The sequence below is a fragment of the Gelidibacter gilvus genome, assembly GCF_004115975.1.
Classification (GTDB): Bacteria; Bacteroidota; Bacteroidia; order Flavobacteriales; family Flavobacteriaceae; genus Gelidibacter; species Gelidibacter gilvus.
Genome location: NZ_SDDZ01000001.1, coordinates 477,890 through 499,407, shown reverse-complemented (window position 1 = coordinate 499,407; position 21,518 = coordinate 477,890). Strand labels below are relative to the sequence as shown.

Genomic DNA, 21,518 nt, shown 5'->3' with positions numbered 1-21,518 from the left:
AAGCACGAAGTGCGCTGACAAAATAGTTGGTTGAACTAATCCCGCTTTTGGGCGGGATCTCATTTTAAATCCAAAGAACCGTTGCTCTTAATCAATCCATCAAGGACGACGTGCGCGGAAAACTAAAGAGATAAATCTCCTACAAACTATTCAAGCACATCTCTTTACTGATAGCCTTCCGCTTGCAATTGAAAGAGTTGTGCGTAAAGTGCATCATTTGCCATCAATTCCTCATGCGTTCCCATTTCTAATACTTTTCCTTCTTCCAATACCAAAATCCGATCGGCTTGCCTGACGGTACTAAATCTGTGAGAGATGATGATGCTTGTTTTCCCTTTAGTCAACGCAATAAAACGCTTAAACACATCACTTTCTGCCTTGGCGTCCAAGGCTGAAGTTGGTTCATCTAAAATCATCACCTCAGCGTCCTTCATATACGCTCTTGCCAAAGCTACCTTTTGCCATTGGCCACCTGAAAGTTCCTGTCCTTTATAAAAGCGTTTTCCGAGTTGTTGATCATAACCTTTTTTAAATTCAGAAATAACTTCATCAGCCAAACTCAATTGAGCGGCATTTTCAATTTTTTCTTGATTGTCCAATTCGTCAATATCGCCAATGGCAATGTTTTCCCTGACCGTAAATTCATATCTGAAAAAATCTTGAAAAATGACCCCAAAAAACTTTTGATAGTCATCTTGTTTAAACCGATTGATATTGATGCCGTCCAACAATATTTCACCAGATGTAGGTTCGTAAAACCGTAACATCAGTTTGGTCAGTGTGGTTTTTCCTGCGCCATTTTGACCTACAAAAGCCATTTTTTCACCGGCAGATATTTTAAAACTCACGCCTTTTAGAATTTCAGTTTCAGAATCTGGATAAGAAAAATGCACATTTCTAAATTCAAAACCTGTTTTTATCTTTTCTGGTAAAACTTGATCTTCAAGGTGGTTTGGAACAATCGAGAGGTCAATGAACTCAAAATAATCTTTCAAATAAAGTGCACTTTCTGTAATTCTTGTAAATTTTGAAAAGAAATCCTGAAGGTTTCGGGTCAGCCTATTGAAAGAGCCCGATAAAAATGTCAATTCACCAAGAGTAATCACTCCAGAGATCACCCGATAAATAATGAATACATAAGCCCCATAATAACTCAAAGTGCCCAAAACATTGAACACAAAGCCTAAAGCTGAGCGTTTGACCGCCAACTTTTTGTTGAGTTCATAATATTCTTGGGAAAGGTTTTTAAAACGATCGACAATAAAATCGGTCAATCCAAAGAGTTTAATCTCCTTTGCAGTAACGTTATTCGCACCGATAAATCTTAAGTAATCGAGTTCCCGTCTTTCTGCCGTCCACCCTCTTGCCAATGAATATTGCTGCTGACTGAACCAAATCTCATTAATAAAAGAAGGGATGATACTTAACACCAATAAAATAATCAGATAGGGTTCAAAGTAGATCAATCCTGCAACGAGTGTGGTAATGGAAATCAAACTCTGAACTTCGCCTAAGGCATTAGACAAAAGCCCTACACGCCCTGCAGTTTGCATCCTGGCGCGTTCCAATTTATCATAGAACTCAGAATCTTCCAAGAGACTGATATCTATTTGATTGGTTTTTTTAATAATGGTAACTGAAGATTCTATGGAGTAAGCATCTCCCAAAAGACCGTCGGTCAATGAAATGGCGCGACTCATGAGATCAGAAAGGACGATGAGACCCAATTCAATACCCACATAGGTCCACAGTTGTGTTAGATCTGAGGCGTCTATCTGAGTTTGAAGAATAATCTCATCAATAATAAGCTTACCAACCCATAAGATAACCACAGGTAAAAGGGCACCTACAAGTCGGCAAAACGCCGATAATAGAAATAATTTTTTATTGGTCTTCCAGATTTCCTTAAAGAATCGGGGAATAAATACCAAAGCACTGAAAGACTTTCTTAGACTTGTCTTGTCTTTGTCTTTTAATGATTTAGGAGTTGGTCTTGCCATTGTTTAAAGAGGGATGTAGGATTTAGGTTTTCTAAGCATCAATTGGAGATCATCTTAAGGACGGGTGACCGATGACGGGTGACCGAAACCAAGATAAAAACTTACAAATCGTCTTCCATAGGCAATCAACTGTCCGTCCATCTTCAGCTCTTGCTACGACGGGAAGGCTGCCAACTGCCAACTGAACACTACAGCATCCCCAATTCCAATTTAGCTTCTTCACTCATCAAATCTTGACTCCATGGTGGATCAAATGTCATTTCTACTATAGCCGATCTCACCTCGTCAATTGATTTAACGCGCTCTTCAACTTCCAATGGTAAACTTTCAGCTACCGGACAGTTTGGAGTAGTTAAGGTCATCAGGATCTTAACATCGTAATCTTCATTGACAAAAACATCGTAAATCAATCCCAATTCATAGATATCAACAGGGATTTCAGGGTCGTAAACTGTTTTTATAACGTTCACTATCTTTTCGCCTAAGGCGAACGTGTCTATTTTTTCACTCATTATTCAAAAGTTTAGAAGTTTAGGTGTTCAAGAGTTTAGGATAAACACCTCAACTCTACAACGCATCAACTTAATTCAACTGTACTGTGTTTGTATAAAATCTATTTTCTAATCAGAAAGCATTCAAGCTTTATCTTGCTATAACAATCTGTTTCGAAATAACAATTCCGTGATTCCTGTTTACACAAGAATTTGTTTGAGATTCCTGCCTGCGCAGGAATTCAGGAATTTAGTTTAACTGTGTTTGGTATGCAATAGCATACATTTTTAATTGTTTTATCATACTCACCAATCCGTTGGCACGTGTTGGCGATAAATGTTCCTTAAGACCAATAGCATCGATAAAATCAGTATCGGCGTCTATAATCGCTTGAGGACTTTGATTTGAAAATACACGAATTAAAATCGCAATAATGCCTTTAGTGATAATGGCGTCACTATCTGCAGTAAAGACCACTTTGTCGCCGTCCATTTCAGCATGTACCCAAACTTTACTTTGACAGCCTTTAATGATGTTCTCTTGAGTTTTGTATTGCTCGTCAATCAACGGTAAGGTCTTACCCAAATCGATCATGTATTGATAGCGTTCTTCCCAATCTTCAAACATTGAAAACTCATCAATAAGGTCTTCTTGTATCGCTTTTATAGTCATTCTAAAATTTTATACAAAGTTACAATTTATCTCTTCAAAATAAGCATTTTAACAATGGATATCAAGCCATTAAATCTAATTTTCTACTCCGATTTCAAGTAGTTGCATTCTATAAGCAGTTCTTTATTCTCATCTAACAACTGAAGTTTATCATCCTTTAAAGTGTACGATGTGATACTTGCCAAGGCATCAAGAAACGCAGTTTCCACTTCAATATCCCTACACATCATTTCTGTTGAAGAAAGCTCAGAGATATCAACCTTGTTATCGGTAACCATAATTTTTGCCGAAAACCGATTACAACTAGTGTTACCATTAATTTCATTTTGTGACAGATCTATTTTAATAAACGGATTTCTACCAAAGCTGTCCCTGTCCTTTACCCGTGTGACCAACCATGAGCCTTGATCTAAATTTAAAGGTGCTTTTGATTTTTCTAAAACTTCAATCAATTTATATTTTAATGAGGAACCATCTGCTGGAGGATTTTCTACTTCTGTAACCGCAACTTTTATTTTATAATAGAACCCTTCAACATAATCAAAGCCTTCAATAGGATTGTAAAAGTAAGTCCAATCGGTTTCGCCTACTTCCTTAATTTGAAGACATTTTTGAGGTGCTACACCCGTGCAATCAACTTTGGCATTTGCAATTAGAATTGTCTTATTGTTTGATGAACAGGAAAAAAATAACACGACCATTGAAATAATGGCTAAAAACTTTGAACTCATATATTTAATTTTGAAACCGGATGCTTAGGACAGCATCATTTTAGCTTTTTTAACGCCTTCCACCAACACATCAATTTCTGCCTTGGTGTTATAAAATGCAAAAGAAGCCCTTATGGTACCTGGGATTTTAAAATAGTCCATGATCGGTTGTGCACAGTGGTGTCCCGTACGGACTGCTACACCCATTTTATCGAGTAAAGTCCCAACATCATAAGGATGAATGCCATTTAAATTAAAGGATACTACCGATGTTTTATGCTTTGAGGTGCCGTAGATTTTCAAGCCTTCTATTTCTAAAAGTCGTTTTGTGGCATATTCTAAAAGTTCATGTTCATAGGCATCAATTTTCTTAAAACCTATGTTATTCATATAATCAATGGCGGCGCCAAAAGCAATACCTCCGCAAATATTTGGGGTACCGGCTTCAAACTTATGAGGCAATCCAGCATAAGTGGTCTTTTCAAACGACACTTCTGCAATCATCTCACCACCACCTTGATATGGCGGTAATTTACTGAGCCACTCTTCCTTTCCGTAAAGCATTCCAACACCGGTTGGCCCACACATTTTATGTGCCGAAACCACGTAGAAATCAACATCCAAAGCTTGAACATCTGCTTTTATGTGAGGACAAGCTTGCGCTCCATCTACCAAAACTGCTGCGCCAACGGCATGTGCTTTTTTGATGATGCTTTCAATAGGATTGATGGTTCCCAATGCATTTGAAATATGATTGACAAATACGAGTTTTGTTTTTTCTGAAAGAAGATCGTCGTACGCCGACATGACCAGTTCGCCTTCATCATTCATAGGAATGACCTTCAAAACGGCCCCACTACGTTCACATAACATTTGCCAAGGCACAATATTACTATGGTGCTCTAATGCAGACACGATAACTTCATCACCTTTTTTTAGAAGTGAAGTAAAGCCGCTCGCTACCAAATTGATACCATGCGTTGTGCCAGACGTCATGATGATCTCATGAGACTTCTTAGCATTAAAGTGCTTTTGGATTTTTAATCGCGCTTCTTCATATTTATCCGTTGCTTCCTGACTTAAACTATGGACACCCCTATGGATATTGGCATTGTAATTTGAATAGTAATCTACAATGGCATCAATAACTCGTTGTGGTGTCTGTGAAGTGGCAGCATTGTCAAAATACACCAATGGTTTCCCATTGACTTGTCTTTGAAGTATTGGAAAATCTTTTCTTATGGTTTCTACGTTGAACATAGCGATCTTTTTTGATAGCCCAGATTGAGGCATTGTTGGAGCTCCTCGCAGAGAGCGACTGCCGAAAGCTGGAAATAGCTCCAAAAAAAATTTAAATTAATTTAAAGTGATCCCCTCCCGATTGTCATCGGGATTGTGGGAATGGCACATTTATAGATCGAATCCAATGTTAATCCCTAATTTGGTTGCAATGATATTCGTAATACGTTGCTTAATTTCTGGGATTTTAACTGAACTTAATACGCTATTACCAAAAGCATACAACAGTAAAGCCTTAGCTTCTTTTTCTGGAATACCTCTTGATTGCATATAAAATATGGCACTTTCATCTAATTGTCCGATGGTACAACCGTGAGAACATTTAACGTCATCTGCAAATATCTCCAATTGAGGTTTCGTATTTATTGTTGCTTTATCACTTAACAAAATGTTATTATTGGCCTGGAACGCATTGGTTTTTTGAGCTTCTTTATTAACAAGCACTTTTCCATTGAAAACTCCTACACTACTGTCTCCAAAAATACCTTGGTAGTCTTGGTGACTCTCGCAGTTTGGCTCAATATGATGTACCAAAGTGTTGTGGTCCACATGTTGTTTATTGCCAATAATGGTTACACCTTTTAAGGTAGAATCAATACGCTCGCCATTTTGATAAAATCTAAGATTGTTGCGCGTTAACTTACCACCAAATGAAAACGTATGCACTGACGCACAACTTTCCTGTTTTTGATCGATAAAGGTACTGTCAATCAGAGAGGCGTTTTCGTTATCATTTTGGATTTTATAATAATCCACAATGGCACGTTTGTCGGCAAAAATCTCAGTAACCGTATTAGTCAATACAGGATTTTCTGTCAGACTTTGATGGCGCTCAATAATTTGAACATGGGCATTTTCATCCACTACGATCAAATTACGTGGCTGCAACATCAGGGCCGCTTCATTACCTGTTGAGAAATGAACAATCTGAATTGGTTTAGCAACCGATTTATTCTTAGGAATATGAATATAGGCACCTTCTTGAGAAAACGCCGTATTCAAAGATGTTAAACCGTCTTTGGTGGCCACTTTATTGAAATAATTTTCAATAATAGGTCTGTATTTAGGTTTAGACAAGGCCGATGACATCAAGCACACATCAATACCATCATGAGTAGTTTCAGAGAAGTGTGACGAATATTTTCCATCGATAAAGACTATCTTATAAGTGTCAATATCATGGATGAAATATTTCTTAATATCGTTATAATCGATATGGTTTTCACTTTTCGGAAACACACTATAATCGTGTTTTAAAATACTATTTAACGAGGTGTATTTCCATGCTTCGTCTCTTCTTGACGGGAAGCCTTGCGTTTCAAATTCTTTTATCGCTTCACTGCGGACATCATGAACTGGCGAATCTATATCCACCAAGTTTTCGAATGCCATAAATGAGGCTATGAGTTTTTCTTTTAGTTCCATTTTTTCTGTCTTCAGTTGGCAGTTTTCAGTTAACAGTCACTGTAGACTGCATACTGTGTACTGCACACTTAAATTATGCGTTCAACTCTTCCTTAATCCAGTCGTAGCCTTTTTCTTCAAGCTCGTGGGCCAATTCCTTTCCACCAGATTTAACGATACGCCCTTCGTGTAATACGTGGACAAAATCTGGCACAATATGATCCAACAAACGTTGGTAGTGGGTAATGATGATTACAGCATTATCCTCACTTTTAATTTTGTTAACGCCGCTGGCCACAATACGAAGCGCATCAATGTCCAATCCTGAATCTGTTTCATCAAGGATAGCGAGTTTTGGCTCCAACATGGCTAATTGAAAGATTTCGTTACGCTTCTTTTCACCACCTGAAAAACCTTCATTTAAAGATCGGGATAAAAACTTACGATCAATTTCCAACATCTCTGATTTTTCGCGAATCATTTTCAGCATCTCATTAGCCGGCATGTCTGGAAGACCTTTAGCTTTACGGGTTTCATTGATGGCGGTTCTAATAAAGTTGGTTACTGAAACACCTGGAATTTCAACAGGATATTGAAAAGACAAGAAAACACCTTTATGAGCGCGCTCTTCAGGCGATAACTCATTAATATTTTCGTTTTCAAAAAGGATTTCACCTTCCGTCATCTCATACTCATCCTTACCAGCTATAACCGATGCAAGCGTACTTTTACCTGAACCATTTGGCCCCATAATCGCATGCACTTCGCCCGCTTTTACTTCTAAATTAATGCCTTTTAAAATGGCTTTATCATTAATACTTGCGTGTAAATTATTAATTTTCAACATATGCTTCTAACTTTCAATTTTTAAGGACTTACTTCCTATAATTTAAATTTTTGGAGTTCTTATTCTTCCGTTCTTAACTTTATGATGTCACTGTCTTTCTGATCAACCTTGGACACGTTTATAATATCAATAATTTCAACCCTATTTTCCCATCCTTCTTCATGCTCTGGTTTTTTAGTGACTTTTACTTTCAAAGTCACCGCAACCTCATCAGTTGGTGCTTCTTTTAGAGGTTTTGTTCTTTTAATCAATTCCTGGGATTTTTCATTTATAATAACCCCGAACAATTCTCTATTCGTTTGCAAAACAGCTGAATCATCAAAATAAAAAAAGCTTCCTGAGATTTCTCTATCACTATTTACTTCTTCACTTTCGACTACAGAACTGGGAGATTTCGTATCCTTTTTACAACCAATAAAAAGTGTGGCTATTAATAAAATGACAATTAATTTTTGCACTGGCTATTTGAGTTGGTTATCTGATGGTCAATAGATTAGCTGCACTGAATTTATAGAATTTGTTATCCTACAGATCCTTCTAAACTTATTTCTAATAGTTTTTGTGCTTCCACAGCAAATTCCATTGGTAATTTGTTCAAAACATCCTTACTAAAACCGTTAACGATTAAGGCAATGGCTTTTTCAATATCAATACCACGTTGGTTACAGTAGAAAATTTGGTCTTCCCCAATTTTACTTGTAGTCGCTTCGTGTTCAACCTTTGCTGATTTGTTTTTCACCTCAATATATGGGAAGGTATGTGCACCACATTCGTTACCCATTAACAAACTATCACATTCCGTAAAGTTTCGTGCATTTTCAGCTCGCGCTCCAATATGCACAATACCTCTATATGAATTTTGCGATTTTCCTGCCGAAATACCTTTAGAGATAATAGTAGATCTAGTGTTTTTACCCAAATGAATCATTTTGGTTCCTGTATCTGCCTGTTGGTGATTATTAGTCACCGCAATCGAGTAAAATTCACCTACTGAATTATCACCCTTCAAAATACAACTTGGATATTTCCAAGTCACCGCAGAACCGGTTTCTACTTGTGTCCATGAGATTTTCGCGTTCTTTTCGCAAATCCCTCTTTTGGTTACGAAGTTGAAAACCCCACCTACTCCTTCAGCATTTCCTGGGTACCAATTTTGAACCGTAGAGTACTTAATTTCGGCATCATCCATAGCAATTAACTCTACTACAGCAGCGTGCAATTGATTCTCATCACGACTTGGCGCTGTACAACCTTCTAAGTAACTTACATAACTACCTTCATCAGCAATAAGAAGTGTTCTTTCAAATTGACCCGTTCCACCTTGATTGATTCGGAAGTAGGTTGATAATTCCATTGGGCAACGCACGCCTTTTGGAATATAACAGAAACTTCCATCACTAAAAACCGCTGAGTTTAAAGCCGCATAAAAATTATCGGTCCGTGGCACAACGGTACCAATATATTTTCTGACCAATTCAGGGTGTTTTTGAATCGCTTCACTGATAGAGCAAAAAATAATGCCTTTCTCATCCAATGATTTCTTAAAAGTTGTAGCAACGGAAACCGAATCAATTACAACATCCATAGCAACGCCCGCCAACATCTTCTGTTCATCCATAGAAATTCCCAATTTCTTGAAAGTTTCCAATAACTCTGGGTCCACCTCATCCAAACTATCATATTTTGGTTTGGTGTTGGGTGCTGAATAATAGGAAATAGCCTGAAAGTCTGGCTTTTGGTATTTCACATTCGCCCACTCTGGTTCAACCATCTTTTCCCATGCTCGGAAGGCTTCCAAACGCCATTCGGTCATCCATTCCGGCTCTTCTTTCTTCAAAGAAATGGCGCGGACAACATCTTCATTTAAACCTGGCTCAAACGTATCGGACTCAATATCAGTATAAAACCCATATTCGTATTCCTTGGTTTTTAATTCTTCTCTTAAATCGTCTTCTGTGTATTTCGTCATTGTCATTTACATTATTTGTTCAACTCCTTCCTTTTGGGAAGGTTGGGATGAGATTATAGAGAAAATGATTCCCCACATCCACATGTGCGATTTGCGTTTGGATTATTAAATACAAACCCTGCACCATTTAAACCGCCTGAATATTCAAGGGTCGTACCAATGAGGTATAAAAAGCTTTTTTTGTCGATAACAATTCTGACACCATTATCTTCAAAGACCTTATCCTCATCTCTTTGTGATTTATCAAATTTCAAATCATATGATAATCCTGAACAACCGCCACTTTTTACACCAACGCGTACAAAGTCGGTTGCGCAGTTAAAGCCATCTTCACTCATGAGCTCAATGACCTTTTTTTTAGCTGTTTCAGATACTTTTATCATTCCTTATTAAGATTATTTCTAAATAGAGCACAAATATACAATATAAGAAGGGTAATTCCATGGAACTTTTCAATATATTCCTAAATAGCACTATTGGTTTTTTAGATACCAGACAGCTTAGAATTATTCCGAAAAATGATTGGTGTTTTCTAAGCTATATCGCTAAATTTGCATCATGATAGAAGATAAAAATCAATCGCGCACCCCTATTAGTGAATTAGGTGAGTTTGGTCTCATAGACCATTTGACCAAACATTTTGAGGTGACTCAAAAATCCACAATCAAAAGCATTGGTGATGATGCCGCTGTTTTGGATTTTAAATCAAAACAAGTTGTGATTACCACAGATTTATTGGTGGAACATGTGCATTTCGATTTGAGTTACATGCCTTTAAAACACTTGGGCTACAAGGCTATGATTGCTAATTTATCTGACGTATACGCCATGAACGCGAACGCGACGCAGGTGACGATTGGCATTGCTATTTCCAACCGATTCCCGTTAGAAGCATTGGAAGAACTTTACGCCGGCATTGAAACTGCTTCAAAAATTTATGGTGTGGATGTGGTTGGTGGTGACACAACCTCCTCTACAACAGGATTAATTATTTCTATAACTGCAGTTGGGGAAGTCAACAAAAATGATGTTGTTTATAGAAGCGGTGCAAAACCCAACGATTTATTGGTAGTTACAGGCGATTTGGGCGCTGCATACATGGGACTTCAAATTTTGGAACGTGAAAAAGAGGTCTTTAAGGTTAACCCAAACAATCAACCCGACTTAGAACCGTACACCTACATTGTGGAACGCCAATTGAAACCAGAGGCACGGAAAGATATTGTCAAGCTTTTAAAGGATTTAAAAGTAAAACCCACTTCTATGATTGATATAAGTGATGGTTTATCTTCAGAAATCATTCATTTATGCAAGCAAAGTGAAGTAGGTGCTGTATTGTATGAAAACAAGATCCCGTTAGATCCACAAGTCATATCTACCTGTGAAGAATTCAATATTGACAGCACAACAATTGCTTTAAATGGTGGAGAGGATTATGAATTGTTGATGACCATCTCCCAAGAAGATTTTCCTAAGATTAAAGGGAATCCCAATTTAACGGTGATTGGCTATATGACAGAAAAAGATCAAGGCATGCATTTAATAACACGCAGCGAGGCACTTATTCCATTAATAGCCAAAGGGTGGAATGCCTTAAAAGATCAATAGGCTTTTTGTTTTATTTTACGTCTTTTATTGTAGAGGTTTTTTAACACCTTATTGATTTCGCGCCGCTTATCAGTCAAAGGAACAAGTTCTCCTTTATCACTAGTGGTCAATTGCATCCCACAGCGCAAGCATTTGTATTCTTTTACAAATTTGGTAATTTCGTTTTTCACTATGAAATCGTGATTAAATAATCTACAATATATATTTTTCAAAACTCAAGATTTAAGGACTACGGACATGGTAATCAAAACGAATTACAATTGAGAAAATTATGTGTTAAGTTTTTAATAAAACGAATATAGAGACGCATTATGGTAGTGTAGCCTACCACAGATTCCGACAAGTTCGGAATACAGAATTGATTTTAAGAACTGGAAGATCGGTGAGTTTAAGATTTTAAATTTGGACACACTGAGACATCTCAAAACCAGTTTGAGGAGTTTATAAAGCGGAAAATTCTATCAGATTTTTCAAGCTTTTTAAATCACGTTATAAGTGAATTTAAGCTGAGCTTAGGAGAAAGCAATTAATCAGACTATAGATCAATGCTCAAAAATGAGCAAGCCTTCCAATCTTTTAATTTTTCTTCTTTTATGGATACGTTCAAGTACAGAGTTGATTTCCTTGAACTTTGGGGTCAACGGTGTTAATTCGCCGTTGCTATCAGTGGTCATTTGTGCACGGCAATGTGTACATTTATACTCATTGACGTGAAACGTGATTTTTTTGGAAACAACATAGTTATGCCCAAAAATAGAACAATAAACTGTTTTCACTTGGCTATATGTTTTAATTATTACTTTAGAGGATATCTAAATATATATAAATCAAAGCAATAAGCCAATCTCAAATTCTAATATATCGATGTACTGTACGCTTTCTCCTGTGAACGGAGCGTTCTTCGCAGGTACATCTCTTCCAAAATAGAATTGATTTCTTTAAACTTAGGTGTTAACTCTGTTAAATCACCGTTACTATTGGTGGTGAGTTGTCTTTTACAACACTTGCAGGTATATTCTTTTACGTGCGAAGTGACTTTTTTTGAAACCTCATAATTGTGACCAAAAAGGCTGCAATAAAGCTTCATAGGAGCTGGGGCATTACTGGTTTTTTTCATGGTTGTCTTAGTTAGAGATGCCTAACTTAAAAATAATAATTCAAACTAACGTCAAAACGTATCAATTTTCGATAAAGCGTTTTATAATGTAAGTAAATTCGTGTTTATTTTCAATATGTGACATATGCCCGTCAGGAAACTCAACAATTTCAACCTCTAATCCAATGAGTTGTGCGCTTAAGCTATCAAATTCAAGAACAGGGTCTTTACGACCTAAAATAATCATTTTGTTAGCCTCTAGTTGTTCAAGTACAAATCTTCTGTCTTTTCTAATTTTCATTCCTTCCAACGCAGCAACAATTCCTTGAACTGGCAAATCCATGGCATCCACCATTATTGACTCAATTTCATCGACAAACTGTTCTTTATGTTCAGGGTTCAACAAATTGGAAATTGACATCCTTATGAAATTCTTATGATTTTGTTTTACAACTTTAATAGCACGACCTCTATTAATTTGACGTTCAAGACTATCTGCAAATGGGGTAGAATTCATCAAGCAAAGACCATAAAACTTTTCAGGAAAAACTTCAGCAAATGCCAAAGCGACATAACCACCCATAGAATGTCCGATAACAAATGACTTTTCAATCTTCAAATGCTCCAAAACAAACACAACCGCATCAGCCATCATTTCCATAGTATGGATATAGCCCAAACAACCCGTTTTTCCGTGCCCCAATAAATCTATGGTAATAATCCGATGGCTAGTTCCAATTTCTGCAACCAAATCTTTCCACATGGCAGAGGTTTCCAAAAAACCATGAAGCAAAACTACCGCCTTTCCTTGGCCTTCATCATTATAATAAATTGGTATATTTTTGTATTCTAAAATCATATTTGAACTATATTCGGCAAAGATATAAAGAGTTTGAGGCGTGAAGCAAAACCGTGAAGACATTATATTAATTATGACATGAATAAAACGAAGGACATACTTATTACCGGCTTCGCATTATTTTCGATGTTTTTTGGCGCTGGAAATTTAATATTACCACCGTTTTTAGGATTCAATGCAGGTCCTGATTGGTTTTTGGTGACCATCGGCTTTGTGATTACTGCAGTGGCAATTCCCATATTAGGTATTATCGCACACGCCAGATTACAGGGCACGATGTACGATTTTGGTAAAAAAGTATCCCATGTATTCAGTATCATCTATTGTATATTGGTTTATGCCATCTGCATTATATTACCTGCACCAAGAACGGCATCCGTAACCCACGAAATGGCGATTGCGCCATTTTTTAAGAGCAGCGGCTTACTCACCAGCAGCATCTATTTTATCTTGGTGTTTATTTTTGTGATGAATCGCTCAAAAGTTTTGGACCTCTTGGGCAAATACCTAACACCTATCATTATTGCCATATTGTTAGCTATCATAGGTATTGCTGTTTTTATACCTGCAGATACCATGCAGCCATCACAACTCCAAATGCCTTTAGTGGATGGTATTTTAGAAGGCTATCAAACCTTTGATGCCCTTGCAGCCATGGTAGTAGGAGCCGTATTGATCATCTCCATCAACTTAAACAATTCACAATCCTTTGCGGTAAAAAGGCAATTAATTTTCAAGGCTGGATTGGTAGCTGGCATTGGATTGTTCGTTATTTATACTGGTCTTATTTTGATAGGATCATTGCACAATTCAGAATTTCCATCCACTATCACAAGACCAGAACTGCTCTTGGCATTAGGAAATAAAACACTCGGAAGCGCAGGTGCAAGCTTACTCAGTATTTTAATTGCTTTGGCGTGTTTTACCACTGCCGTGGGCATCATCACAGGTACCGCCGATTATTTTAAAGGCTTATTCAATAACTCTAAACAGGCGTATACGTTAACCGCAATCATAGGAAGTTTATTAGGCGTAGTGATGGGCCAGTTTGATGTTGGATATATCATTGACATCGCTATTCCTGCGCTGATGTTTATTTATCCCATTACCGTCATTTTAATTTTGCTGAATACCATTCCAGAAAAATGGGCAACATCCTTAGTTTTTAGAGGGGTTGTTATCACTGCATTTATATTTAGCATCCCTGATTTTCTGAAAATATTGATGCCTTCGGAAAACTTGAACGCTGTCATCGATTTTATTCCATTGGCGCAATTCAATTTGGGTTGGATGATACCTTCACTTCTAATGTTTATGATCTTGAATGGATTTGAACACTTTAATCCTTCAAACGCTTCATAACCGAAAACGCCTTGTCTACCACTTCATCCTCCACCAGAATGGTAAATTCGTTGGTTGTAGAAACGACTTCATAGAGTGCAATCCCTTCCCAAGCCAAACGTTTAAAAATCTGATAATAAAGACCTGTCACTTTAGAATTATCAGAAGGCAGGCTTATGGTAATCGCCGATAACTCAGCTTTTTCTCCCAGTAAAATCTCATTGTGAAAACTCTTTAGAATATTATGTTTCTGAGACGTTGAGATGATGATATTACTCTCGTAAATACCCCGAGTAAACGCATAGAACACATTAGAATAACTATCCATTTGTTCCAGTATTTTGGAGTGGCTATAGCTTAAGGTTTTTGAATTTTGAAAGGTGAAATCGGTTAAATTGGATCTTACGGTAATATCGCCTAAGTTTTGAATCACGCGTTTGAGTTTTTGGGAGTTTCCAAAATCCATAGGTGATTGGTATCGGCGCAACGCCATCATAACGGCTCCAGATTTTATCGGTTTTTTCAACATCTCACTAATGGGAACCACCAACTCTTCCGCCAAGGCAGAATAATTGATAATACCTCTGGACAATGCTTCTTCCAAAAAAGGTTGAGCAATTAAAATCTCATTGACACAAGCAGTAATTGTACGCATTTGTTAAATATATAACATTTTGTGTAAAATTAGTCAAATTTTTTAATTTTCATTGTAGAAAGAAATGTTGCGCCTATTTTCGCCCGATAAAAAATTAAAATTATGCTCGTATTAAAATTTGGAGGCACATCAGTCGGGTCAATAGAAAATATGACCAATGTCAAAAACATTATCGACGATGGTCAATGTAAGGTGGTCGTATTATCTGCAATGTCAGGAACTACCAATGCGCTGGTCACTATTTCAGAGTGCATAAAGTTTAAAGAGATAGAAAACGCATTGGATCTGATTTCTGATCTTCACAAATCTTATATACAAACGGTGCATCAATTAATCCATCAAAGTGATCTAAGAAATGAAGCAGAAGCATATGTTAGTTCCATTTTCGACACGCTTAAAGCAACTGTCAACGTCAATTATTCGACGTCGCTTTCTAATAAAATAGTAGCCCAAGGCGAATTGTTGTCCACCTTCATTTTTAGCCGATTTTTACTGCAGGAAGGTCTAAATGCTGCTTTATTGCCTGCTTTGGATTTTATGCGGATAGATAAATACAATGAACCCGACAATTTTTACATTCGTCAAAATTTCAATCGGATCATTAATGAACTTCCTCAGGCTGATATCTATATTACCCAAGGGTTCATTTGTTTGGATGCCGAGGGAGAGATTGCCAACTTACAGCGTGGTGGAAGCGATTATACCGCAACCATTATTGGCGCTGCTTTACACGCTAAAGAAGTTCAAATCTGGACGGATATTGATGGTTTCCATAATAACGATCCGCGGTTTGTTCCAGACACTCATGCCATTTCTAATCTTTCATTTGATGAGGCGGCAGAATTAGCCTATTTTGGAGCGAAGATTTTACATCCACAAACGGTCACACCTGTACGTGACTTAGACATTCCGGTACGTTTAAAGGATACCAACTCACCCGCTGCACATGGCACATTAATCACTAATGACATTCATGGCGACGGCATTAAAGCCATTGCTGCCAAAGATGGTATTACGGCCATCAAAATAAAATCGGCCAGAATGCTATTGGCACACGGATTCTTAAAAAAAGTATTTGAGATTTTCGAGAAACACGAAACGTCCATTGACATGATTACAACTTCAGAGATCGCCATATCACTCACGATTGATGACACCAAAAATCTGTCTGAAATTGTAACTGAATTGGAGAAATTTGCAAAGGTAGAAGTCGATAGTTTTAGAACGATCGTTTGCCTTGTTGGACATCATATCGTCTATCACCCAGATACGCCAAAATTATTCCAGATTCTGCAAGATGTCAACGTTAGAATGATTTCTTATGGCGGCAGTAGCAACAATATTTCTTTATTGATCAATACCGGCGATAAGATTGAAACTTTGAGAAAACTCAATAGATATGTGTTTGATTTGGTGCCGGCATAATAAAAAAACCTGATTGATGTTTCCGCATTATTTTGCCTGGAAACCAATCAGGTTGGGATTATAGTAGAGGCTCTTTGCAAAGTGTAGAGGCTCTTTGCAAAGAGCCTCTACTATAATTATTTTACGAATTCATGATTTCTTCAATCTCTTCCGCCTCAATAGGGATGTTGCCCATCAGATTAAATGGCTCTCCTTTTTTCTGAATCACCAAATCATCTTCCAATCGAATGCCAAAGCCTTCTTCAGGTATATAGATTCCAGGTTCTACGGTAAACACCATATTCGCCTGCATTGGCTCGGTCAAAATTCCGTAGTCATGCGTATCCAAGCCAATATTATGACTGGTGCCGTGCATAAAATATTTTTTGTAGGCTGGCCAATCTTTGTCTTCATTCTTAACATCGGCTTTGTCCAATAATTTTAAACCCAACAATTCTGAAGTCATGATTTTTCCAACTTCCATATGATAGTCTGCCCAAATAGTTCCAGGAACCAACATTTTTTGAGCTTCATTTTTCACACGGTTAACTGCATTGTAAACCTCTTTTTGACGTTTTGAAAATTTCCCGGAGACTGGAATGGTTCTTGTCATGTCACTCGAATAGTTGGCGTATTCTGCACCAACATCCAATAGAATCAAATCGCCTGCCTTACATTGCTGATTATTGACCACATAATGCAAAACATTCGCATTATTCCCAGCCGCTATAATCGGCGTATAGGCAAATCCTTTGGAGCGGTTGCGCAAAAATTCGTGCATCAGTTCTGCTTCAATCTCATATTCCCAAACACCTGGTTTCACAAAGCCTAAAAGTCTTCTAAAGCCTTTTTCGGTAATGTCACAAGCCTTTTGCATCAGATCAAGTTCTATTTGATCTTTTACAGAACGTAAACGCTGCAAAATAGGATTGCTCTTCGCTACAGAATGCGCAGGATATTTTTCTTTTAGCCATTTTGTATAACGGTCTTCCCGTGTTTCCGTTTCTACGCTAGCACGATAATGCTCGTTGGTATTGATATATACGGTATCACATTGCGACATCAATTCAAACATGATTTTTTCCATGTCTTGCAACCAATAAACAGTTTTGACACCAGACGTTTTAAAAGCAGCTTCCTTTGTCAACTTCTCTCCTTCCCAAACGGCAATATGAGCATTGGTTTCTTTCAAAAATAAAATTTCACGATGCTTTTCCTTTGGACAATCAGGAAAAAGCACCAGTATACTTTCTTCTTGATCCACACCGCTCAAATAAAAAATATCGCGGTGTTGCTGAAATGGCATGGTACTGTCCGCACTGATGGGATAGATATCATTGGAATTAAAAACCGCCAAACTGCTCGACTTCATCTGAGCCATAAAGTTTTTTCGGTTGTTTATAAAAAGCTTGGAATCTATTCTGTCGTATTTCATGAATTTGTCGTTTTCACAAATTTACAGATTTAGAGGGGCTTAAAAAAGTCAGATTCTTTTTTATGAAACTTTTAACCTCAAATTTTGCTGGTGTTCTCTTAATCGCTAAATTTAAAAATTAATCAAATGTATTTAAGATCCGATTGGATTATCAAAATTGATGAATTCTTCTCTTTAATTAAACTCATTCCAAATAAGTATAAATAAATCTATTTCTTGGCATTCAATCGTTTGAAACGTATCTTTGTCTCACATTAAACTAACTACAAAATATGGGCGGAATTTTTAATTCTTCAGTTGGAAGAAAGTTTGCCATGGCGCTTTCGGCATTCTTCCTTATGATTTTCTTAGTACAACATTTTGCAATTAATATGCTTTCTGTATTCAGTGCAGACGTTTTTAACGACGTATCTCACTTTATGGGAACGAATTGGGTCGTACAATATATTGCGCAACCCATTTTAATTCTGGGTGTGCTTTTTCACTTTGCGATGGGCATGGTGCTGGAAATAAGAAACAGAAACGCAAGAAGTATTGGGTATGTCAAATATAATGGCAATGCCAATTCTACTTGGATGAGCAGAAACATGATTTACACAGGTGCAGTAATTCTATTGTTCTTGGGACTTCATTTTTACGATTTTTGGTTTCCAGAAATTCAAATGAAATTCATTGATGGCGACATGTCAGGATTGCTTCCAAATGGTGAGTATCGCTATTTTGAGCACTTACAGCACAAATTTGTGGACGTATGGCGCGTAGCGCTTTATTGTTTGGCGTTTGTGTTTTTAGCATTGCACTTATTACATGGGTTCAGTTCGGCATTTCAGTCGGTGGGCGCCAATAATAAATATACAAGAGGATTAAGAGGATTTGGAAAGGCTTATGCCATCATCATCCCATTAGGATTTATTTTCATCGCTCTCTATCATCACTTCAACTAAAAAACATCTAATATGGCTTTAGATTCTAAAATACCAGAAGGTCCACTTGCTGATAAGTGGACTAATTATAAAAACAACATTGACCTTGTCAACCCTGCAAACAAACGTAACATTGATGTTATCGTGGTGGGAACAGGATTGGCAGGTGGCTCTGCGGCTGCAACCTTGGCAGAGCTAGGTTATAACGTAAAGGCTTTTTGTTTTCAGGATTCACCACGTCGTGCGCACTCTATTGCCGCACAAGGTGGGATTAATGCCGCTAAAAACTATCAAGGTGATGGTGACTCAACCTACAGATTATTTTATGATACTGTAAAAGGTGGCGATTACCGTTCTCGAGAAGCCAACGTGTATCGTTTGGCCGAAGTTTCGGCAAATATTATTGACCAATGCGTTGCACAAGGGGTTCCTTTTGCACGTGAATATGGTGGCTATTTAGACAACCGCTCCTTTGGTGGGGTATTGGTGTCACGTACTTTTTATGCTGCCGGTCAAACAGGTCAACAGTTATTATTAGGTGCTTATTCAGCCATGAACCGACAAATTGGGCGTGGAAAAATTACCATGTACAACCGTCATGAAATGTTGGACGTTGTAGTAGTTGGTGGAAAAGCGCGAGGCATTATCGCAAGAAATTTAGTCACCGGAGAAGTTGAGCGTCATTCTGCTCATGCTGTGGTTTTGGGTACTGGAGGTTACGGAAACGTGTTCTTCTTATCCACTAATGCCATGGGAAGTAACGTAACTGCCGCTTGGAAAGCGCACAAACGTGGTGCTTTCTTTGCAAATCCGTGTTACACGCAAATTCACCCAACCTGTATTCCTGTTTCTGGAGATCATCAATCTAAATTGACTTTGATGTCTGAATCGCTCCGTAATGACGGTCGTATTTGGGTACCAAAAAACATGGATGATGTATTGGCCATTAGAGAAGGCAAATTAAAACCTACAGATATTCCTGCAGAAAATAGAGACTATTATTTAGAGCGTCGTTATCCGGCTTTTGGAAACTTGGTGCCTCGTGATGTGGCCTCTCGTGCAGCTAAAGAACGTTGTGATGCTGGTTACGGTGTTAACAAAACTGGCGAAGCTGTCTATCTGGATTTCGCTTCAGCTATTGAACGTTACGGAAAAGAACGTGCGCACGTGAAAGGTTTTGATGAAAAAGACCCTAAGGTCGTCAAAAGACTTGGGCAGGATGTTATCAGAGAAAAATATGGTAACCTTTTCCAGATGTACGAGAAGATTGTCGATCAGAATCCGTATGAAACCCCAATGATGATTTATCCTGCGGTGCACTATACCATGGGCGGTCTTTGGGTAGATTACAACTTGATGACCAATGTCCCTGGGCTTTATTGTATTGGAGAAGCTAACTTCTCAGATCACGGTGCTAACCGTCTTGGTGCATCGGCATTAATGCAAGGCTTGGCAGATGGCTATTTTGTTTTGCCTTATACCATTGGCGATTATTTGTCACAAGATATTAGAACTGGTAAAATACCAACCGATTCTCCTGAATTTGATGAAGCAGAAAAAAGTGTAAAAGACAATTTGGATCACTTAATCAATAATAATGGCGCACATTCTGTTGATCATTTCCACAAGAGACTTGGAAAAATCATGTGGAACAAGTGTGGAATGGCCAGAAATGCTCAAGGTTTAAGAGAAGCCATTGTTGAAATTGCAGCGCTTCGTGAAGAATTCTGGAAGGATGTAAGAGTTCCAGGAATCCAAAACGAGTACAATGAAGAATTGGCCAAAGCCATGCGCGTTGCGGATTATTTAGAATTAGGTGAACTTTTTGCCAAAGATGCTCTTGAAAGAGAAGAATCTGCTGGAGGCCATTTTAGAGAAGAATTCCAAACTGAAGAAGGCGAAGCTTTAAGACGTCCGGAATTCCAATATGTTGCCGCATGGGAATATAAAGGAGCGCCAAAAGACGCAGTACTTCATAAGGAGGACTTGGTATACGAAAATATTGAAGTGAAAGAAAGAAGTTATAAATAAGAAGGAACGTTATGAAATTAACTTTAAAAATATGGCGTCAAAAAAACGCTGACACGAAAGGAAAAATAGTCGATTACCCAATCGATGGAATTGACGGCGATATGTCCTTCTTGGAAATGTTGGACATTTTAAACGAAGAATTAATCAATAAAAATGAAGAGCCGGTAGCATTTGATCACGATTGCCGTGAAGGAATCTGCGGGATGTGCTCACTTCATATTAATGGCGAGCCACATGGTCCCGATAAAGGAATTACCACCTGCCAATTGCATATGCGTATGTTCAAGGATGGCGATACTATTTTTATCGAACCATTTAGAGCCAATGCATTTCCTGTAATTAAGGATTTGGTTGTAGACAGAAGTTCATTTGACCGCATCCAACATGCAGGCGGATTCATTTCAGTCAATACCTCTGGAAATACCATTGATGCGAATGCCATTCCGATAAACAAACACGATGCCGACGAAGCATTTGAAGCAGCTACCTGTATTGGTTGTGGCGCCTGTGTGGCGAGTTGTAAAAACTCTTCGGCCATGTTGTTCGTTGCTGCCAAAGTATCTCAATTTGCCCTATTACCACAAGGAAAGGTTGAAGCTACGGATCGTGTTTTAAACATGGTAAAACAGATGGATGAAGAAGGTTTTGGTAACTGTACCAATACTGGAGCTTGTGAAGTGGAATGTCCAAAAGGTATTTCATTGGAATATATCGCAAGAATGAACCGCGAATATTTGGCTGCAAGTTTAAAAGGATAAGCATTTCATAACCTT

The 21,518-nt window shown here is 37.9% G+C and carries 22 protein-coding genes; 6 read left to right on the top strand and 16 right to left on the bottom strand.

What is annotated here, in order from left to right:
• Positions 1-164: 164 nt before the first annotated feature.
• From ESZ48_RS02180 to ESZ48_RS02135, 10 genes are all read right to left on the bottom strand, one after another.
• Positions 165-2,000, bottom strand: coding sequence for an ABC transporter ATP-binding protein (locus ESZ48_RS02180; protein ID WP_129015658.1), 1,836 nt, complete (start codon positions 1,998-2,000; stop codon positions 165-167).
• Between the two features lie 188 nt (positions 2,001-2,188).
• Positions 2,189-2,512 (bottom strand): DUF59 domain-containing protein, encoded by a 324-nt coding sequence (locus tag ESZ48_RS02175; RefSeq protein ID WP_129015657.1) that lies wholly within the window; start codon positions 2,510-2,512, stop codon positions 2,189-2,191.
• A 229-nt stretch (positions 2,513-2,741) separates the two neighbouring features.
• A complete protein-coding gene (locus ESZ48_RS02170) occupies positions 2,742-3,164 on the bottom strand; it encodes a SufE family protein (RefSeq protein ID WP_129015656.1) in 423 nt (140 codons plus the stop codon).
• 83 nt (positions 3,165-3,247) lie between these two features.
• Positions 3,248-3,895: a DUF4377 domain-containing protein gene (locus tag ESZ48_RS19205; RefSeq protein WP_190246180.1), complete on the bottom strand. Its 648-nt coding sequence runs from the start codon at positions 3,893-3,895 to the stop codon at positions 3,248-3,250.
• Between the two features lie 24 nt (positions 3,896-3,919).
• On the bottom strand, positions 3,920-5,134 hold the full coding sequence (locus tag ESZ48_RS02160) for an aminotransferase class V-fold PLP-dependent enzyme (RefSeq protein WP_129015655.1): 1,215 nt from the start codon (positions 5,132-5,134) through the stop codon (positions 3,920-3,922).
• A gap of 150 nt (positions 5,135-5,284) precedes the next feature.
• Positions 5,285-6,598 (bottom strand): Fe-S cluster assembly protein SufD, encoded by a 1,314-nt coding sequence (gene sufD, locus ESZ48_RS02155; protein ID WP_129015654.1) that lies wholly within the window; start codon positions 6,596-6,598, stop codon positions 5,285-5,287.
• Between the two features lie 73 nt (positions 6,599-6,671).
• A complete protein-coding gene (sufC, locus tag ESZ48_RS02150; protein WP_129015653.1) occupies positions 6,672-7,424 on the bottom strand; it encodes a Fe-S cluster assembly ATPase SufC in 753 nt (250 codons plus the stop codon).
• 59 nt (positions 7,425-7,483) lie between these two features.
• Entirely contained in the window at positions 7,484-7,882 is a 399-nt protein-coding gene (locus ESZ48_RS02145) for a hypothetical protein (RefSeq protein ID WP_129015652.1), read from the bottom strand.
• Positions 7,883-7,944: 62 nt separating this feature from the next.
• Positions 7,945-9,393, bottom strand: a complete 1,449-nt coding sequence (gene sufB / locus ESZ48_RS02140; protein WP_129015651.1) for a Fe-S cluster assembly protein SufB — start codon at positions 9,391-9,393, stop codon at positions 7,945-7,947.
• A 53-nt stretch (positions 9,394-9,446) separates the two neighbouring features.
• Positions 9,447-9,776 (bottom strand): HesB/IscA family protein, encoded by a 330-nt coding sequence (locus ESZ48_RS02135; RefSeq protein ID WP_129015650.1) that lies wholly within the window; start codon positions 9,774-9,776, stop codon positions 9,447-9,449.
• Positions 9,777-9,951: 175 nt separating this feature from the next.
• On the opposite strand from ESZ48_RS02135, the gene thiL reads away from it, so the two are divergent.
• Entirely contained in the window at positions 9,952-11,001 is a 1,050-nt protein-coding gene (thiL, locus tag ESZ48_RS02130; protein WP_129015649.1) for a thiamine-phosphate kinase, read from the top strand.
• Here the strand turns inward: thiL and ESZ48_RS02125 are convergent.
• From ESZ48_RS02125 to ESZ48_RS02110, 4 genes are all read right to left on the bottom strand, one after another.
• On the bottom strand, positions 10,995-11,213 hold the full coding sequence (locus tag ESZ48_RS02125; protein WP_129015648.1) for a hypothetical protein: 219 nt from the start codon (positions 11,211-11,213) through the stop codon (positions 10,995-10,997). The two genes, thiL and ESZ48_RS02125, sit on opposite strands and share 7 nt — an antisense overlap.
• Positions 11,214-11,543: 330 nt before the next feature.
• Positions 11,544-11,777: a hypothetical protein gene (locus tag ESZ48_RS02120; RefSeq protein WP_129015647.1), complete on the bottom strand. Its 234-nt coding sequence runs from the start codon at positions 11,775-11,777 to the stop codon at positions 11,544-11,546.
• A gap of 77 nt (positions 11,778-11,854) precedes the next feature.
• Positions 11,855-12,118 (bottom strand): DUF1660 family phage protein, encoded by a 264-nt coding sequence (locus tag ESZ48_RS02115; RefSeq protein WP_223266331.1) that lies wholly within the window; start codon positions 12,116-12,118, stop codon positions 11,855-11,857.
• 61 nt (positions 12,119-12,179) lie between these two features.
• Complete coding sequence (locus ESZ48_RS02110; protein WP_129015646.1) at positions 12,180-12,956, bottom strand: alpha/beta fold hydrolase; 777 nt, start codon at positions 12,954-12,956, stop codon at positions 12,180-12,182.
• Between the two features lie 78 nt (positions 12,957-13,034).
• Here ESZ48_RS02110 and brnQ point away from each other — a divergent pair, with 78 nt between their 5' ends.
• Positions 13,035-14,318 (top strand): branched-chain amino acid transport system II carrier protein, encoded by a 1,284-nt coding sequence (gene brnQ / locus ESZ48_RS02105; RefSeq protein ID WP_129015645.1) that lies wholly within the window; start codon positions 13,035-13,037, stop codon positions 14,316-14,318.
• On the opposite strand, the gene ESZ48_RS02100 is transcribed toward brnQ, so the two are convergent.
• A complete protein-coding gene (locus ESZ48_RS02100) occupies positions 14,296-14,952 on the bottom strand; it encodes a hypothetical protein (RefSeq protein ID WP_129015644.1) in 657 nt (218 codons plus the stop codon). The genes brnQ and ESZ48_RS02100 overlap by 23 nt on opposite strands.
• A 102-nt stretch (positions 14,953-15,054) precedes the next feature.
• Here ESZ48_RS02100 and ESZ48_RS02095 point away from each other — a divergent pair, with 102 nt between their 5' ends.
• Positions 15,055-16,377, top strand: a complete 1,323-nt coding sequence (locus tag ESZ48_RS02095; RefSeq protein WP_129015643.1) for an aspartate kinase — start codon at positions 15,055-15,057, stop codon at positions 16,375-16,377.
• Between the two features lie 121 nt (positions 16,378-16,498).
• Here ESZ48_RS02095 and ESZ48_RS02090 read toward each other — a convergent pair whose 3' ends face one another.
• Positions 16,499-17,791, bottom strand: coding sequence for an aminopeptidase P family protein (locus tag ESZ48_RS02090; RefSeq protein ID WP_129015642.1), 1,293 nt, complete (start codon positions 17,789-17,791; stop codon positions 16,499-16,501).
• A gap of 272 nt (positions 17,792-18,063) precedes the next feature.
• Here ESZ48_RS02090 and ESZ48_RS02085 point away from each other — a divergent pair, with 272 nt between their 5' ends.
• From ESZ48_RS02085 to ESZ48_RS02075, 3 genes are read left to right on the top strand one after another with little or no spacing between them, the layout of a single operon-like run.
• Positions 18,064-18,735, top strand: a complete 672-nt coding sequence (locus tag ESZ48_RS02085; protein WP_129015641.1) for a succinate dehydrogenase cytochrome b subunit — start codon at positions 18,064-18,066, stop codon at positions 18,733-18,735.
• A gap of 12 nt (positions 18,736-18,747) precedes the next feature.
• Positions 18,748-20,745 (top strand): fumarate reductase/succinate dehydrogenase flavoprotein subunit, encoded by a 1,998-nt coding sequence (locus ESZ48_RS02080; RefSeq protein ID WP_129015640.1) that lies wholly within the window; start codon positions 18,748-18,750, stop codon positions 20,743-20,745.
• A gap of 11 nt (positions 20,746-20,756) precedes the next feature.
• A complete protein-coding gene (locus ESZ48_RS02075) occupies positions 20,757-21,503 on the top strand; it encodes a succinate dehydrogenase/fumarate reductase iron-sulfur subunit (RefSeq protein WP_129015639.1) in 747 nt (248 codons plus the stop codon).
• Positions 21,504-21,518 lie beyond the last annotated feature (15 nt).